Genomic DNA, 15,459 nt, shown 5'->3' with positions numbered 1-15,459 from the left:
CAGTGCAGCATTCATGGCTTGGCTCCGCCGTCGGTGGACACCTGGCCGCTTTCCTTCAGGGCCTTGGTGACCTCGGGCGGCATGTATTTTTCGTCGTGCTTGGCCAGCACCTCGTCGGCCACCACCACGCCCTCGGCGTTGAGCTTGCCCAGGGCGACGATGCCCTGCCCTTCACGGAACAGGTCGGGCAGGATGCCGCGGTAGGTGATGGGCACCGACTTGTTGAAGTCGGTGACCACGAAACGTACGTCCAGCGAGTCGCCGGAGCGTTGCAGGGAACCGGCCTCGACCATGCCGCCAGCCCGGATGCGGGTATCGAGCGGGGCTTCGCCGTTGGCGATCTGGGTAGGGGTATAGAACAGGTTGATGTTCTGCTGCAGCGCGCTCAGGGCCAGGCCGACGGCGACGCCGACACCCACCAGCAGGCCGAGGATGATGAACAGACGCTTCTTGCGTTGCGGATTCACTTGGACTTCTCCCGGCGCAGGCGGCGCGCTTCTTCTTGCAGATACCGGCGCTTGCTCAGTACGGGCGCGGCAACATTGATGGCCAGCACCAGCAGGCAGATGCCATAGGCCGACCAGACATAGAGGCCGTGATGGCCCATGGCGAGGAAATCATTGAAGCTGGCAAAACTCATCGTGCGGTCTCCCGCCCCAGGTGGCCCAACACTTCATCCTTGACCCAACTGGCGCGTGCCTCGCGCCGCAGCACTTCAAGGCGCATGCGCAACAGCAGCACCGCCCCGAAGAAGCAATAGAACCCCAGCACGGTCAGCAGCAGCGGCAGCCACATCTCGGCAGGCATCGCCGGCTTTTCGGTGAGGGTGAAGGTGGCGCCCTGGTGCAGGGTGTTCCACCACTCCACCGAGTACTTGATGATCGGAATGTTGATCACGCCGACAATCGCCAGTACCGCGCAGGCCTTGGCCGCGCTCTCACGATTGCTGATCGCCTGGCCCAGGGCAATCAGACCGAAGTACAGAAACAGCAGGATCAGCATCGACGTTAGTCGTGCATCCCAAACCCACCAGCTGCCCCAGGTCGGCTTGCCCCAGATGGCACCGGTGCTCAGGGCCACCACGGTCATCCAGGCGCCGATGGGCGCGGCGCATTGCAGTGCCACGTCGGCGATCTTCATCTTCCAGACCAGGCCGACCACGCCGGCCACCGCCAGCATCACGTAGCACGACTGCGCCAGCATGGCCGCCGGCACGTGGATGTAGATGATTCGGAAACTGTTGCCCTGCTGGTAGTCCTGCGGGGCGAAGGCCAGGCCCCAGACCACGCCCACGGCGATCAGCAGGATGGCGGCGATGCTCAGCCACGGCAGCATGCGGCCGCTGATGGCATAGAACCATTTGGGTGAACCCAGCTTGTGAAACCACGTCCAGCTTATTGCGCTGCTTTTCATCACGGTACATCCAGGGTCTTTGCTGGGCGGGGCCCAGACCTCATTATTCGCCGACGCTGATCTTCAGGCCAGCCGCTATTGCAAAGGGTGCCAGGGTTACTGCAAGGGCGGTCAGGCTGCCAAGCCAGAGCAGGTAACCGGTCGCCGGCATAGCTTGCAGTGCCGCCTGCAAGGCGCCACTGCCCAGGATCAACACCGGGATATATAACGGCAAAATAAGCAGTGCCAGCAGCAGGCCACCGCGCTTCAAACCCACGGTCAAGGCTGCGCCCACTGCACCCAGCAGGCTCAGTACCGGGGTACCGAGCAGCAGCGAGGCCAGCAGTACCGGCAGGCATTGCACCGGCAAACCGAGCATCAGGGCCAGCAGCGGCGACAACAATACCAGTGCCAGGCCGGAAAAGGCCCAGTGTGCCAGCACCTTTGCCAATACCAGAAGCGCCAGGGGGTGCGGCGAAAGGACCCACTGCTCGAGGGATCCGTCCTCGAAATCACTGCGAAACAGCCCGTCCAGCGAGAGCAGAACGGATAAAAGGGCGGCCACCCAGACTAACCCAGGGGACAAGTTTTGCAACAATTGCGTCTCCGGCCCGACCGCCAACGGGAACAACGCGATCACGATCGCGAAGAACACCAATGGGTTGGCAAGCTCGGCCGGACGGCGGCACAGCACCTGCGCTTCTCGGCGCAGCAAATGAACGAACACACTCATGCCGCGTACTGCCCCAGGTTCAGTTCTCGGTAGCCGGACGGCGTCTGCGCCAGCGTGTGGTGGGTGGTCAGCACGACCATGCCGCCGCGCTCGCAATGCGCCGCCAGGTGCGCTTCGAGCTGGGCCACGCCCTGCTTGTCGAGGGCGGTGAAGGGTTCGTCGAGAATCCACAGCGGCGGGCTGTCCAGGTACAGCCGCGCCAGCGCCACGCGGCGCTGCTGGCCGGCCGACAGGGTATGGCAGGCAACATCTTCGAAGCCGCGCAGGCCCACGGCCGCCAGTGCCTGCCAGATCGCCTCGCGGCTGGCAGGCTGATGCAGGGCGCACAGCCAGGCCAGGTTTTCCTCGGCGGTGAGCAGGTCCTTGATGCCGGCCGCATGACCGATCCACAGCAGCATCCTGGCCAGTTCACTGCCCTGCTCGGCCAAGGGCTTGCCGTCCAGGCGGATTTCACCGCTGGTGGGCCGCATCAACCCGCTGAGCAGGCGCAGCAGGCTGGTCTTGCCGCTGCCATTGGGGCCGCTGATCTGCAGCATGTCACCGGCCGCCAGGTGCAGTTCGAGGTGTTCGAAAAGCATTCGCCAGTCGCGCTCGCAGGCCAGGCCCACAGCTTCGAGTCGAGGGGTCACAGGTTCGCCTTATGGTTCGGTCTCAAGTCGGTCCGGGCCTGGCCGTTATACTGAGCAACAGCTGTACGGCATGGCCGGTCGCATCGGGCACGCCACAGGACGTGCGCACCCGCCAGGAACGGGCGGCATTATACATGGCATGTCCTACTGCAAAGAGGGCTATTTCCACAGGTTGCAACGTGATGACAGGCGAAATCAACAGCCTTGGCCCGCAGGCCCTGGCCAACCCCCAGGCGCGCAGCGCGGCGATGACCGGCGAACTGCTCAAGCTGCTGCAACCCCAGCCTGCCCTGCTCGCCCCGGGCGAGACCGCGCAGGCGCAGGTACTGTCGTTGCGCCAGGTCGGTCAGGACTTCCAGCTGCTGCTGCAACTGACCCAGACCAACGGGCGCCAGACTACCGTGCAGACCAGCGCCAGCCAGCCCCTGCCCCAGGGCAGCGAGCTGACGGTCAGCCAGCCCAATGCCGGCAACCTGAGCATCACCGTGCAGCAGGCCATCGCGCGCAACGTGGCCACCCTCACCCAGCTCGACACCCGCCAGTTGCCGCCGGGCACCCTGCTGCAGGGCAAGGTGCTGACCACCCAGGCGCTGCCCCAGGCCGCCGGGCAGCCGGCCTTGTTCCGCTCGTTGGTGACCCTGCTCAACACCGCCCAGGCCGGCGCCACCCTGAACATCGACAGCCCTCGGCCACTGGCGCTGGGCAGCCTGCTCAGCGCACGGGTACAGGGTGAACAGTCGATCAGCTTCGTGCCCCTGAGCGGGCGCCAGGAACAACTGGCGATCACCCAGCACCTGAGCGCGCAGCTGAGCCGCCAGGCCTCGCTGCCGGGCCTGCTCGCCAGCCTGCAACAGATGAGCGCCGAGCAGCGCCTGCCGGCCGATGTGCGGGCCAGCGTGAGCACCCTGCTGGCCAGCCTGCCGGACATGGAACAGCTCGGCACGGCCAAGGGCCTGGCCCAGGCCCTGAACAACAGCGGCGCGTTTCTGGAAGCCAAACTGCTGGCTGGCGCCCCCGCCGCCCTCGCCCCCGACCTCAAGGCCCAGGTGATCCGGCTGGTGGCGCAGTTGCTGCCCGGCCTCCCCGGCAGCACCCAGTTCAACCCGGCCGTGGCCGCCAGCACCCTGGCCCAGGTGCTGCCGGGCATGGTGCGCAACGCCCTGGGCATGCTCGGCCAGGTAAGCCCGCGCCCGGCCCCGGGAAGCTTTCCGCTGCCCTCGCGGCTGCTGCAAAGTGGCGACGAAGAAGGCGACCTGGAACACCTGCTGCGCCTGGCAGCGGCAGCCATTTCACGCCTGCAGAGCCACCAGCTCGCTGGCCTGGAGCAAACCCGCACCACCGCCGACGGCAACCTGCAGACCACCTGGCAACTGGAGATACCGGTGCGCAATGGTCAGGAGTTCATGCCGCTGCAAGTGAAGCTGCAGCGCGAGGAAACCCCCGAGCAGCAGGCCGACCCGGAACGCGAACAGCGCGACCCGCTGGAGATGCTCTGGCGCGTGGAGCTGGCATTCGACCTCAGCCCGCTGGGGCCCTTGCAGGTGCAGGCGCAGATCAGCCAGGGCAACCTGTCCAGCCAGCTGTGGGCGGAGCTGCCGAGCACCGCGCAACTGATCGACAGCCAGCTCGGCAAGCTGCGCGCGCGGTTGGTGGAGCGCGGGCTCAACGTCGGTGAACTGCTGTGCCATCACGGTACGCCGCCACAGGGGCCGCGTACGCATCTGGAACAACGCTGGGTGGATGAAAACGCATGAACCAGACCCCGCCACGTCAGGCCATTGCCCTGACCTACGACGGCCAGCAGGCCCCGACCTTGAGCGCCAAGGGCGACGACGAGCTGGCCGAGGCGATCCTGGCCATTGCCCGCGAACACGAAGTGCCGATCTACGAAAATGCCGAGTTGGTACGCCTGCTGGCGCGCATGGAGCTGGGCGATCAGATCCCGGAGGCGCTGTACCTGACCATCGCCGAGATCATTGCCTTCGCCTGGCAGCTCAAGGGCCAGGTGCCGGAGGGGTTCGTGGACAACGCCCCGCAGGAGCGCGACATTACCCCGAACCTGTACAGCCTGCCTGCGCCGGACTGACGCCGCGCAGGCCGGGTGCCTTGCATCAGCTGCGGTGCAGCTTGCTCATCAGCTCGGCTTCGGCCTGGGTCAGGCCGCAGGACTGGGTCAGCTCGTCGACGCTGGCGCCCATGCCCACCAGCCGCGCCGCCTGGGCGAACGACAGGCTGTTGGGGTCGCGCTGCTCCAGTTGCATCAGCTTGTCCGGCAACGGCGCCACCACGGCGCGCAGCTCGTGCAACGCGTCGCCCATGCGCACCGTACCGTTCTGGTAATCGTCCACACGCTTGGCCAGGTCCTTGATGCGCTGGTCACGCAGCGCATCGCCCTGAGCCTGCTGCGAGGCCAGCTCGCGCTGGCGCTTGCTGTAGCCGTAGAACAGCCACAGGCTGAGGATCCAGACCAGCGCCAGAAATATGACAGCACCCTCGAGAATCAACTCAGATATTCTCCAGCTCGGACCACTCTTCCTCGGTCATCATCTTGTCCAGCTCGACCAGGATCAGCAGTTCGTTGTTCTTGTTGCACACGCCCTGGATGAACTTGGCCGATTCCTCGTTGCCGACATTCGGCGCGGTCTCGATCTCCGACTGACGCAGGTACACGACCTCGGCCACGCTATCGACCAGGATGCCGACCACCTGCTTGTCCGCCTCGATGATCACGATACGGCTGTTGTCGGAGATTTCGGCAGACATCAGGCCGAAGCGCTGGCGCGTGTCGATCACGGTCACCACATTGCCGCGCAGGTTGATGATGCCCAGCACATAGCTCGGCGCGCCCGGCACCGGAGCGATTTCGGTGTAGCGCAGCACTTCCTGGACCTGCATCACGTTGATGCCGTAGGACTCGTTGTCCAGCTTGAACGTTACCCACTGCAGAATCGGATCGTCGGAACCCTGCGCAGTCATGTTTTTCATTCCCCTAACCCTCAAAAGCCGTTCTCGGCGGTGTACTCAGTGCGGTCGCGGCAGTTGCGACCGATTATTTATGCGTACCGTGCATCTGCTTGACGGCGCCGCTGGCGATCAGCTCGGCCAGCTCGGCGACATCCAGCAGCGCGCACATGTGTTCGATGACCGTACCGGCAAGCCACGGGCGCTGCCCACGCTGGCTACGCCACTTGATCTCGCTCGGGTCCAGGCGCAGCGAGCGGCTGACCTGATGCACCGCCAGCCCCCACTCGTAGCCCTGTACCGAAATAACGTATTGCAGCCCCTGGCGGAAGTCGTCGCGGTAGCGGTCGGGCATGACCCAGCGCGCCGTGTCGAGCACCTTCAGGTTGCCCGCCTGGCTCGGCAGGATGCCCAGGAACCACTCGGGCTGGCCGAACAGCGGCGTGAGCTCCTGGCCGGCCAGCGAGTAGATCGAGCCCAGACACACCAGCGGCACCGCCAGGGTCAGCCCGGCAACGTCGAACAGCAGGCATTCGAACGGCTCGGCGGCCCAGGCCGGGCGACCGTCGTCCGTCAACGGCGGCACCGGCTGGTCCGGTGCTGCGGGCAGGTGCACCTGCACCAGCGGCTCGACCGGGGTTGGCACGTCGGCGATGACCGGGGCGACCACCGGGGCCGCCTCCACCACCTTGGCCACCACCGGTGGCGCCATCACCGGCATGACCAGCCGCGTCGGCTCGGCGAATGCCGGCGCTGCGGTCTTGAGCCGGGCGTCACGGGCCTGTTCTTCGAGCACTGCTGCCTGGAACTCGTCGATCGCTTCAGGCGCCGTGACGACCACCGGGGCCGGGGCCACTGCGACGCGTTCGGCCACCGCCAGGGGCAATGGCTGCAGCTCTTCGGTGGCCTCCTGCAACAGGCCGTCCAGGTACGACTGCAAGGCCAGTTGAGGCTTTATGGTGACCTGCTGCGGGCTGTTCATCAGGCCACCTGCGCAACGGCATTCTGCGCCAGCAGATGCTTGAGCAATGCCCGGTAGGCAATCACGCCACGGCTCCTGCCATCGAACTGCGACGGCGTGAGCCCGGCACGGCTGGCGTCGCGCAGGCGCGTATCGACCGGAATGTAGCCCTGCCAGATGGTCTCGGGATAAGCGTCGCGCAGCACCCGCAGGGTGCCCATCGAGGCCTGGGTGCGGCGGTCGAACAGGGTCGGCACGATGTGGTACGGCAAGGCCTGCTTGCGCGAGCGATTGACCATGCTCAGCGTGCTGACCATGCGCTCGAGGCCTTTCACCGCCAGGTATTCGGTCTGCACCGGGATCACCAGTTGCTGGCTGGCAGCCAGCGCATTGACCATCAGAACGCCCAGCAACGGCGGGCTGTCGATGATCGCGTAGTCGAAATCCTGCCACAGCTGCGCCAGACTCTTGGCGATCACCAGGCCCAGGCCACTCTGGCCCGGTGACTGACGCTCGAGCACCGCCAGGGCGGTGCTCGAAGGCAGCAGCGAGATGCGCTCGTCGCTGGTGGGCAGCAACAGCTGGCCCGGCAGCCCTTCGGGCACCGTGCCCTTGTGCAGGAACAGGTCGTAGCTGCTGTGCTCGAGGGTGTCCGGGTTGTGACCGAAGTAGCTGGTCATGGACCCGTGCGGGTCGAGGTCGACCACGACCACGCGCTTGCCCGCCTCGGCCAGCAGGCCGGCCAGGGCGATGGATGTGGTGGTCTTGCCGACACCACCTTTTTGATTGGCTACTGCCCAGACTCTCATTGCGCTGCTTCCTCCCGGTCGGGTCGGACCCTGCCGGGATCGATTAAAGGGTCGACGACGGGGAATTGACGGGATTGCGCCCGGCCGTCGGTGCTACGGCTGGCGGTGCAGTTTGTGTGCCAGCACGCTTGAGCGCCGCATCGGGTGTGGCATTGGCGCTGCCGGTACCGGTCAGGCTGCGGCGCACCTCCAGATTGCGCGAGATCACCAGCACCACCCTGCGGTTCTGCGCGCGCCCTTCAGGGCTGGCATTGCTGGCGATGGGCTGGAACTCGCCGTAGCCCACAGAAGCCATGCGTGCCGGGTTGACCCCTTCCATCGCCAGCAGGCGCACGATGCTCGCCGCCCGTGCCGACGACAGCTCCCAGTTGGTCGGGTACTGCGCCGTGCGGATCGGCTGGTCATCGGTGAAGCCTTCGACGTGCACCGGGTTGGCGAACGGCTTGATGATGTGCGCCACCTTGTCGATGATGTCGAACGCCTTGTCGCTGGGCATGGCATCGCCACTGCCGAACAACAGCGAGGAATTGAGCTCGATCTCGATCCACAGTTCGTTGCCACGCACGGTCATCTGGTCGGACTTGATCAGGTCGCCAAAGGCATCGCGCACATCGTCGGCGATGGTCTGCAGCGGGTCGCTGGAGCTTTGCCCCAGGCCCGCATCGACCTGCTCGCTGTCCTTGATCAGCGGTTCGGCCGGCTTGACGCTGAGGGGGCGCTCGTCGCCTATCGGAATCGGCTTCATGCTGCGCTCGGGATCGTTGAACACGCCGATCAGCGCCTGCGAGATGACCTTGTACTTGCCCTCGTTGATCGAGGAAATCGAATACATGACCACGAAGAAGGCGAACAGCAAGGTGATGAAGTCGGCATACGACACCAGCCAGCGTTCGTGGTTTTCATGTTCCTCGGGTTGACGACGACGGGCCATGGCTTACTCCATGAAGCCCTGAAGCTTCAGTTCGATTGAACGTGGGTTCTCGCCTTCGGCAATCGACAGCAAGCCTTCCAGGAGCATCTCGCGATAGCGCGACTGGCGCATGGCCAGGGCCTTGAGCTTGTTGGCGATCGGCAACAGGATCAGGTTGGCACTGGCCACGCCGTAGATGGTGGCCACGAACGCCACGGCGATACCGCTGCCCAGCTGGGTCGGGTCGGCCAGGTTGCCCATCACGTGGATCAGGCCCATCACCGCGCCGATGATGCCGATGGTCGGCGCATAGCCGCCCATGCTCTCGAACACCTTGGCGGCCTGGATGTCACGGCTTTCCTGGGTGTAGAAATCCACCTCGAGGATGCTGCGGATGGCTTCGGGCTCGGCGCCGTCGACCAGCAGCTGCAGGCCCTTGCGGGCATACGGGTCGGGCTCGGCATCGGCCACGCCCTCAAGGCCCAGCAGGCCTTCCTTGCGTGCGGTGAGGCTCCAGTTGACCACCCGGTCGATACCGCCGGCCAGGTCGACCCGCGGCGGGAAGAGGATCCAGCGCACGATCTGCAGGGCGCGCTTGAACGCGCTCATGGGGGCCTGCAGCAGCGAGGCCGCCAGCGTCCCGCCGATCACGATCAGCGCCGCCGGGCCATTGATCAGCGCCGACAGATGGCCGCCTTCGAGGTAGTTGCCGCCAACGATGGCGACGAACGCCAGGATGATCCCGATAAGGCTCAACACGTCCATCAGATGCACGCCTCTACCAGGTGCCGGCCGATCTCGTCCAGGCCGTACACCGCATCGGCCAGGTTGGCCTTGGCAATGGCCATGGGCATGCCATAGATCACGCAGCTGGCTTCGTCCTGGGCCCACACCTGGCTGCCGCCCTGCTTGAGCAGGCGCGCGCCTTCGCGGCCATCGGCGCCCATGCCGGTCAGCACCACGGCCAGCACCTTGTCGCCATACGACTTGGCCGCCGAACCGAAGGTGATGTCCACGCAGGGCTTGTAGTTGAGGCGTTCGTCACCTGGCAGGATCTTCACCGTGCCGCGCCCGTCGACCATCATCTGCTTGCCGCCCGGTGCCAGCAGGGCCAGGCCGGGGCGCAGCACGTCGCCGTCCTCGGCCTCCTTGACGCTGATGCGGCACAGCTTGTCCAGGCGCTCGGCGAAGGCCTTGGTGAAGGCCGCCGGCATGTGCTGGATCAGCACGATCGGCGCCGGGAAGTTGGCCGGCAGCTGGGTCAGCACGCGCTGCAGCGCCACCGGACCACCGGTGGAGGTACCGATGGCCAGCAGCTTGTAGGCCTTGCGCTTGGGCGCCGGCGAGCTGGGTGCAGCGGCCCGCGCAGGGGCTTGCGGGGCAACCGGGGCGGCGCGCATGGACGCTGCCGGGGCGCTGCTGCCGGCGCTGTGCGACGGTACAGGCGCTGCCGCCGGTGCCGGGCTGGCATAGCTGCTGAAACGGCGGTTGCTGCGCGAAATGGTATGCACCTTTTCGCACAGCATCTGCTTGACCTTCTCGGGGTTGCGCGAGATGTCCTCGAAGTTTTTCGGCAGGTAGTCCACCGCACCGGCGTCCAGTGCATCGAGGGTGACGCGGGCGCCTTCGTGGGTGAGCGAGGAGAACATCAGTACAGGCGTGGGGCAGCGCTGCATGATATGACGCACGGCGGTGATGCCATCCATCATGGGCATTTCATAGTCCATGGTGATGACGTCGGGCTTGAGCGACAGCGCCTGATCGATCGCTTCCTTGCCGTTGGTCGCGGTACCGACCACCTGGATAGTCGGGTCCGCTGAAAGAATTTCCGAGACACGGCGGCGGAAAAAACCGGAATCATCCACCACCAGGACCTTGACTACCATAAACACTCCATTACGGGGCGCGGCCACCTGGCCACGCCACCGGGATCAGATACGCCGAGCGGCGTAACGCTTGAGCATGCTCGGCACGTCGAGGATCAGCGCAATGCGCCCGTCACCGGTAATGGTGGCGCCCGACATGCCCGGGGTGCCCTGCAGCATCTTGCCCAACGGCTTGATGACCACCTCTTCCTGGCCCACCAGCTGGTCGACCACGAAGCCGATGCGCTGGGTACCCACCGACAGGATCACCACGTGGCCTTCACGCTGCTCCTCGTGGGCTGCCGAGCTGACCAGCCAGCGCTTGAGGTAGAACAGCGGCAAGGCCTTGTCACGCACGATCACCACTTCCTGGCCGTCGACCACGTTGGTGCGCGACAGGTCCAGGTGGAAAATCTCGTTGACGTTCACCAGCGGGAAGGCGAAGGCCTGGTTGCCGAGCATCACCATCAGGGTCGGCATGATCGCCAGGGTCAGCGGCACCTTGATGACGATCTTCGAGCCCTGGCCCTTGGTCGAGTAGATGTTGATCGAGCCGTTGAGCTGGGAAATCTTGGTCTTGACCACGTCCATGCCCACACCGCGACCGGACACGTCGGAGATCTCGGTCTTGGTCGAGAAGCCCGGGGCGAAGATCAGGTTGTAGCAGTCGCTTTCGCTGAGGCGATCGGCGGCGTCCTTGTCCATCACCCCGCGCTTGACCGCAATGGCGCGCAGGACATTGGCATCCATGCCCTTGCCGTCATCTGAGATCGACAGCAGGATGTGGTCGCCTTCCTGTTCGGCAGCGAGGATCACCTTGCCATTGCGCGACTTGCCGGCGGCTTCGCGCTCTTCCGGGGTTTCCACGCCATGGTCGACGGCGTTGCGCACCAAGTGCACCAGCGGGTCGGCCAGGGCCTCGACGAGGTTCTTGTCCAGGTCGGTCTCTTCGCCGACCAGCTCCAGGTTGATCTCTTTCTTGAGCTGGCGGGCCAGGTCGCGAACCAGACGCGGGAAGCGCCCGAAGACCTTCTTGATCGGCTGCATGCGGGTCTTCATCACCGCGGTCTGCAGGTCGGCGGTCACCACGTCCAGGTTCGAGACGGCCTTGGACATGGCTTCATCGCCGCTGTTCAGGCCCAGGCGCACCAGGCGGTTACGCACCAGCACCAGTTCGCCGACCATGTTCATGATCTCGTCCAGGCGCGCAGTGTCGACCCGCACGGTGGTCTCGGCCTCGCTGGCCGGATGCTTGTCGGCAGCGGGAGCCGCCTGACGGGCCGGCGCGGGGGCGGGGGCCTTGGCCGGTGCCGGTGCCGGTGCAGCGGCTGCCGCTGCGGGCTTGGCCGCCGGCTTGGCCGCAACCGTCGCCGCAGCAGCAGGCGCGCTGGCAGCGCCAGCGCCGCTGACGGCGTCGGGCGCGAACTTGCCCTTGCCGTGCAACTCGTCGAGCAGGGCCTCGAATTCGTGTTCGGAAATATGGTCACCCGCCGCTGCGGGTGCGGCAGCGGCCGGTGCGGCGGCCGCTACAGCGCCGGGCAGTGCATCGGCGGCAAAGGTGCCCTTGCCGTGCAACTGGTCCAGCAGTGCTTCGAATTCATCGTCGGTAATATCACCGCTGGGCGCCGCGTCCGCGCCAGGTGCAGCAGCAGATGCCGCCGCCACGCTGTCGGGGGCGAACTGGCCCTTGCCATGCAACTGGTCCAGCAACGACTCGAACTCGGCGTCGGTGATTTCATCGCTGGCAGCGTCCACGGCCACCGGCTCGGGCGCCTCGGCCTGGGCCTTGGCGGCATTGAGCGAGTCGAGCAACTGCTCGAACTCGCTGTCGGTGATATCACCCCCGCTCGCCTCGGCTTCAGGCTCCGGCTCGGCAACCGCCGCCGCCGCCACCGGCGCAGGCGCAGGCGCCGCCGCTTCGGCACCGGCAGGTTCGGCCAGGCGCGCCAGGGCGGCCAGCAGTTCCGGAGTGGCTGCGGTGATGTCGGTGCGCTCGCGCACCTGGCCGAACATGCTGTTGACGGTGTCCAGGGCTTCCAGGACCACGTCCATCAGTTCGGCGTCCACACGTCGTTCACCCTTGCGCAGGATGTCGAAGACGTTTTCGGCGATGTGGCAGCACTCCACCAGCTCATTGAGCTGGAGGAAGCCGGCGCCCCCTTTTACAGTGTGAAAACCGCGAAAAATTGCATTGAGCAGGTCGGCATCATCCGGGCGGCTTTCCAGCTCGACCAGTTGCTCGGACAGTTGCTCAAGAATTTCGCCGGCTTCTACCAGAAAATCCTGGAGGATTTCTTCATCGGCGCCGAAGCTCATTAAACGTGCTCCCTAAAAACCCAGGCTGGACAGCAGATCGTCGACATCGTCCTGACCGGACACAACGTCTTCACGTTTATCGGCATGAATCTGTGGTCCTTCACCCCGAGTCGGATGTTTTTCTTGATCTTTTTCGGCACGCAGCTGGTCGTGGTCATGCTCGATGCCGGCGAACCGGTCGACCTGACTCGCCATCAACACGAGCTTCAGAAGATTGCTTTCTACTTCGGTGACCAGTGCCGTGACGCGCTTGATCACCTGGCCGGTCAGGTCTTGGTAGTCCTGAGCCAGAAGAATGTCGTTGAGATGGCCGGCGACCTTGCGGTTGCCCTCGGCGCTGTGCGTCAGGAAACTGTCGACGCGCTTGACCAGCTCGCGAAACTCCGGAGCCTCGACTTCGCGGCGCATGAAGCGCTGCCAGTCGCCACTCAGGCTGGCCGCCTCGGCACTGAGGTCGTTGAGTACCGGCGTGCTTGCCTCCACCAGGTCCATGGTGCGGTTGGCAGCGCCCTCGGTCAGCTTGACCACGTACGACAGGCGTTCGGTGGCGTCGGTAATCTGCGAGACTTCCTCGGCCTGCGGCATGTGCGGATCGATCTGGAAACTGACGATCGCACTGTGCAGCTCGCGGGTAAGCTTGCCGACTTCCTGGTACAGGCCAAGGTCACGGGTCTGGTTCAGCTGATGGATCAGTTGCACCGCGTCGCCGAACCTGCCTTTTTCAAGGCTGCTGACCAGCTCCTGGGCATGTTTCTTCAGAGTCGACTCGAAGTCGTCCAAAGATGATCTTTTTTGCTCCATAAGCGCCCCCGTGGCGTACCTCAGCTATTGACGCGCTCGAAGATCTTTTCGATCTTTTCTTTCAGCACCTGGGCGGTGAACGGTTTGACCACATAGCCGTTGACGCCCGCCTGGGCGGCTTCGATGATCTGTTCGCGTTTGGCTTCGGCCGTCACCATCAGCACCGGCAGGTGCTTGAGGCGCTCATCCAGACGTACCTTGCGCAGCAGGTCGATACCGGACATGCCGGGCATGTTCCAGTCGGTCACCAGGAAATCGAAGTGACCGCTTTCGAGCATCGGCAACGCGGTGTTGCCGTCGTCGGCTTCCTGGGTATTGGTGAAGCCCAGGTCACGCAACAGGTTCTTGATGATCCGCCGCATCGTCGAAAAATCGTCGACGATGAGGATTTTCATGTCTTTGTTCAATTAGACCTCCAAGCAGTCTTTAACGCGCTCAGCGCTGAACGCGCATTCAATCAATTCGGGCACTACATTTCACGACTGTATGGAACGGCTGCTCAACGCGCCCGCCATTCCCCCAGGCGACCGCGCAAGCGTGCGGCGCACTGGCTGTGCAACTGGCTGACACGCGACTCGCTGACCCCCAGCACCTCGCCGATTTCCTTGAGGTTCAGCTCTTCGTCGTAGTACAGCGCCAGCACCAGGCGCTCGCGCTCGGGCAGGTTGGCGATTGCATCCGCCAGGGCTGCCTGAAAGCGCTCGTCTTCCAGATCGCGCGATGGCTCGAGCTGGGCACTGGCGCCGTCCTCGTGCAGGCCTTCATGTTCGCCGTCCTGCAACAGGTCGTCGAAACTGAACAGGCGACTGCCCAAGGTATCGTTCAAAATCCCGTAATAATCATCGAGACTCAATTGAAGTTCGGCAGCAACCTCGTGATCTTTAGCATCACGACCGGTTTTTGCTTCAATTGCACGAATCGCGTCACTCACCATGCGGGTATTGCGGTGTACCGAACGCGGCGCCCAATCCCCCTTGCGCACCTCGTCGAGCATGGCCCCACGGATGCGGATACCGGCATAGGTCTCGAAACTGGCACCCTTGCTGGAGTCGTACTTGTTGGAGACCTCGAGCAGGCCGATCATGCCGGCCTGGATCAGGTCTTCCACCTGCACACTGGCTGGCAGACGCGCCAGCAGGTGATAGGCAATGCGCTTGACCAAGGGTGCGTACCGCTCGATCAGCTCGTACTGGGCATCACGCGAAGCCTTGCTGTACATCCGATAGCCGCTTGCACTCATAGCACTGGTCCCGCACTGGTCGGTTGCACCAGCCGTTCGACGAAGAACTCCAGATGACCACGCGGGTTGGCAGGCAACGGCCAGCTATCGACCTTCTGAGCAATGGCCTTGAAGGCCAGCGCGCACTTGGAACGCGGAAAGGCTTCGTAGACTGCTCGCTGCTTCTGCACTGCCTTGCGGACACATTCGTCGTAGGGCACAGCACCGACGTATTGTAAGGCGACATCCAGGAAGCGATCCGTGACCTTGGTCAATTTGGCGAACAGATTGCGACCTTCCTGAGGGCTTTGTGCCATGTTGGCCAGCACCCGGAAACGGTTCATGCCGTAATCGCGGTTCAGCAGCTTGATCAGAGCATAGGCGTCAGTGATGGACGTGGGCTCGTCGCACACCACCAGCAGCACTTCCTGGGCCGCGCGCACGAAGCTGACGACCGAATCGCCGATGCCGGCCGCGGTGTCGATGACCAGCACGTCGAGGTTGTCGCCGATCTCGCTGAACGCCTGGATCAGCCCGGCATGCTGGGCCGGCGCCAGGTGCACCATGCTCTGGGTGCCGGAGGCCGCAGGCACGATGCGTACCCCGCCAGGCCCCGGCAGCAGCACGTCGCGCAGCTCGCAGCGGCCCTCGATGACATCGGCCAGTGTGCGTTTGGGGGTCAGGCCGAGCAAGACGTCGACGTTGGCCAGGCCCAGGTCGGCGTCCAGCAGCATGACCCGACGGCCAAGCTCAGCCAGCGCCAATGACAAGTTCACTGACACGTTGGTCTTGCCGACGCCACCTTTGCCGCCTGTCACGGCGATCACCTGTACGGGATGCATGCTGCCCATGTTTGTTCTTTA

At 64.6% G+C, this 15,459-nt stretch carries 19 protein-coding genes; 2 read left to right on the top strand and 17 right to left on the bottom strand.

Going from position 1 to position 15,459, the window contains the following annotated elements:
- Positions 1–11 precede the first annotated feature (11 nt).
- From ccmE to ccmA, 5 genes are read right to left on the bottom strand one after another with little or no spacing between them, the layout of a single operon-like run.
- On the bottom strand, positions 12–467 hold the full coding sequence (ccmE, locus tag QMX96_RS09825; protein WP_058542048.1) for a cytochrome c maturation protein CcmE: 456 nt from the start codon (positions 465–467) through the stop codon (positions 12–14).
- Positions 464–640, bottom strand: coding sequence for a heme exporter protein CcmD (gene ccmD / locus QMX96_RS09820; protein WP_043861840.1), 177 nt, complete (start codon positions 638–640; stop codon positions 464–466). The genes ccmE and ccmD overlap by 4 nt, the downstream gene beginning before the upstream one ends.
- Positions 637–1,413 (bottom strand): heme ABC transporter permease, encoded by a 777-nt coding sequence (locus QMX96_RS09815; RefSeq protein ID WP_043861839.1) that lies wholly within the window; start codon positions 1,411–1,413, stop codon positions 637–639. The genes ccmD and QMX96_RS09815 overlap by 4 nt, the downstream gene beginning before the upstream one ends.
- Before the next feature lie 43 nt (positions 1,414–1,456).
- A complete protein-coding gene (ccmB, locus tag QMX96_RS09810) occupies positions 1,457–2,125 on the bottom strand; it encodes a heme exporter protein CcmB (RefSeq protein WP_043861838.1) in 669 nt (222 codons plus the stop codon).
- Positions 2,122–2,754 (bottom strand): cytochrome c biogenesis heme-transporting ATPase CcmA, encoded by a 633-nt coding sequence (gene ccmA, locus QMX96_RS09805; protein WP_043861837.1) that lies wholly within the window; start codon positions 2,752–2,754, stop codon positions 2,122–2,124. The genes ccmB and ccmA overlap by 4 nt, the downstream gene beginning before the upstream one ends.
- Before the next feature lie 182 nt (positions 2,755–2,936).
- Here ccmA and QMX96_RS09800 point away from each other — a divergent pair, with 182 nt between their 5' ends.
- Entirely contained in the window at positions 2,937–4,508 is a 1,572-nt protein-coding gene (locus QMX96_RS09800; protein ID WP_078480273.1) for a flagellar hook-length control protein FliK, read from the top strand.
- Positions 4,505–4,840: an EscU/YscU/HrcU family type III secretion system export apparatus switch protein gene (locus tag QMX96_RS09795; RefSeq protein ID WP_282361677.1), complete on the top strand. Its 336-nt coding sequence runs from the start codon at positions 4,505–4,507 to the stop codon at positions 4,838–4,840. The genes QMX96_RS09800 and QMX96_RS09795 overlap by 4 nt, the downstream gene beginning before the upstream one ends.
- Before the next feature lie 25 nt (positions 4,841–4,865).
- On the opposite strand, the gene QMX96_RS09790 is transcribed toward QMX96_RS09795, so the two are convergent.
- From QMX96_RS09790 to fleN, 12 genes are all read right to left on the bottom strand, one after another.
- Positions 4,866–5,258: a DUF2802 domain-containing protein gene (locus QMX96_RS09790; protein WP_043861834.1), complete on the bottom strand. Its 393-nt coding sequence runs from the start codon at positions 5,256–5,258 to the stop codon at positions 4,866–4,868.
- Between the two features lies 1 nt (position 5,259).
- Entirely contained in the window at positions 5,260–5,739 is a 480-nt protein-coding gene (locus tag QMX96_RS09785) for a chemotaxis protein CheW (protein ID WP_043861833.1), read from the bottom strand.
- Between the two features lie 64 nt (positions 5,740–5,803).
- Positions 5,804–6,697 (bottom strand): chemotaxis protein CheW, encoded by an 894-nt coding sequence (locus QMX96_RS09780; protein ID WP_282361676.1) that lies wholly within the window; start codon positions 6,695–6,697, stop codon positions 5,804–5,806.
- On the bottom strand, positions 6,697–7,485 hold the full coding sequence (locus tag QMX96_RS09775) for a ParA family protein (protein WP_043861831.1): 789 nt from the start codon (positions 7,483–7,485) through the stop codon (positions 6,697–6,699). Before QMX96_RS09775 ends, QMX96_RS09780 begins: the two co-directional genes overlap by 1 nt.
- A gap of 43 nt (positions 7,486–7,528) precedes the next feature.
- Positions 7,529–8,416 carry a flagellar motor protein MotD gene (gene motD / locus QMX96_RS09770; protein WP_043861830.1) on the bottom strand — a complete coding sequence of 296 codons (888 nt, stop codon included), beginning with the start codon at positions 8,414–8,416 and terminating at the stop codon, positions 7,529–7,531.
- A gap of 3 nt (positions 8,417–8,419) precedes the next feature.
- Positions 8,420–9,160 (bottom strand): flagellar motor protein, encoded by a 741-nt coding sequence (locus QMX96_RS09765; RefSeq protein WP_043861829.1) that lies wholly within the window; start codon positions 9,158–9,160, stop codon positions 8,420–8,422.
- A complete protein-coding gene (locus QMX96_RS09760; protein WP_282361675.1) occupies positions 9,160–10,281 on the bottom strand; it encodes a chemotaxis response regulator protein-glutamate methylesterase in 1,122 nt (373 codons plus the stop codon). Before QMX96_RS09760 ends, QMX96_RS09765 begins: the two co-directional genes overlap by 1 nt.
- A 45-nt stretch (positions 10,282–10,326) precedes the next feature.
- Positions 10,327–12,576 carry a chemotaxis protein CheA gene (locus QMX96_RS09755; protein ID WP_282361674.1) on the bottom strand — a complete coding sequence of 750 codons (2,250 nt, stop codon included), beginning with the start codon at positions 12,574–12,576 and terminating at the stop codon, positions 10,327–10,329.
- 12 nt (positions 12,577–12,588) lie between these two features.
- On the bottom strand, positions 12,589–13,377 hold the full coding sequence (locus tag QMX96_RS09750) for a protein phosphatase CheZ (protein WP_043861826.1): 789 nt from the start codon (positions 13,375–13,377) through the stop codon (positions 12,589–12,591).
- A 20-nt stretch (positions 13,378–13,397) separates the two neighbouring features.
- Complete coding sequence (locus QMX96_RS09745; protein WP_043861825.1) at positions 13,398–13,772, bottom strand: chemotaxis response regulator CheY; 375 nt, start codon at positions 13,770–13,772, stop codon at positions 13,398–13,400.
- Between the two features lie 104 nt (positions 13,773–13,876).
- A complete protein-coding gene (fliA, locus tag QMX96_RS09740) occupies positions 13,877–14,617 on the bottom strand; it encodes an RNA polymerase sigma factor FliA (protein ID WP_043861824.1) in 741 nt (246 codons plus the stop codon).
- Positions 14,614–15,447, bottom strand: a complete 834-nt coding sequence (gene fleN / locus QMX96_RS09735) for a flagellar synthesis regulator FleN (RefSeq protein ID WP_054915624.1) — start codon at positions 15,445–15,447, stop codon at positions 14,614–14,616. The genes fliA and fleN overlap by 4 nt, the downstream gene beginning before the upstream one ends.
- Positions 15,448–15,459 lie beyond the last annotated feature (12 nt).

This window comes from Pseudomonas sp. PS01300, assembly GCF_029960155.1.
GTDB classification, from domain to species: domain Bacteria; phylum Pseudomonadota; class Gammaproteobacteria; order Pseudomonadales; family Pseudomonadaceae; genus Aquipseudomonas; species Aquipseudomonas palmensis.
The sequence above is the reverse complement of the archived record's forward strand: the minus strand, read 5'-3'. Positions and strand labels throughout refer to the sequence as shown.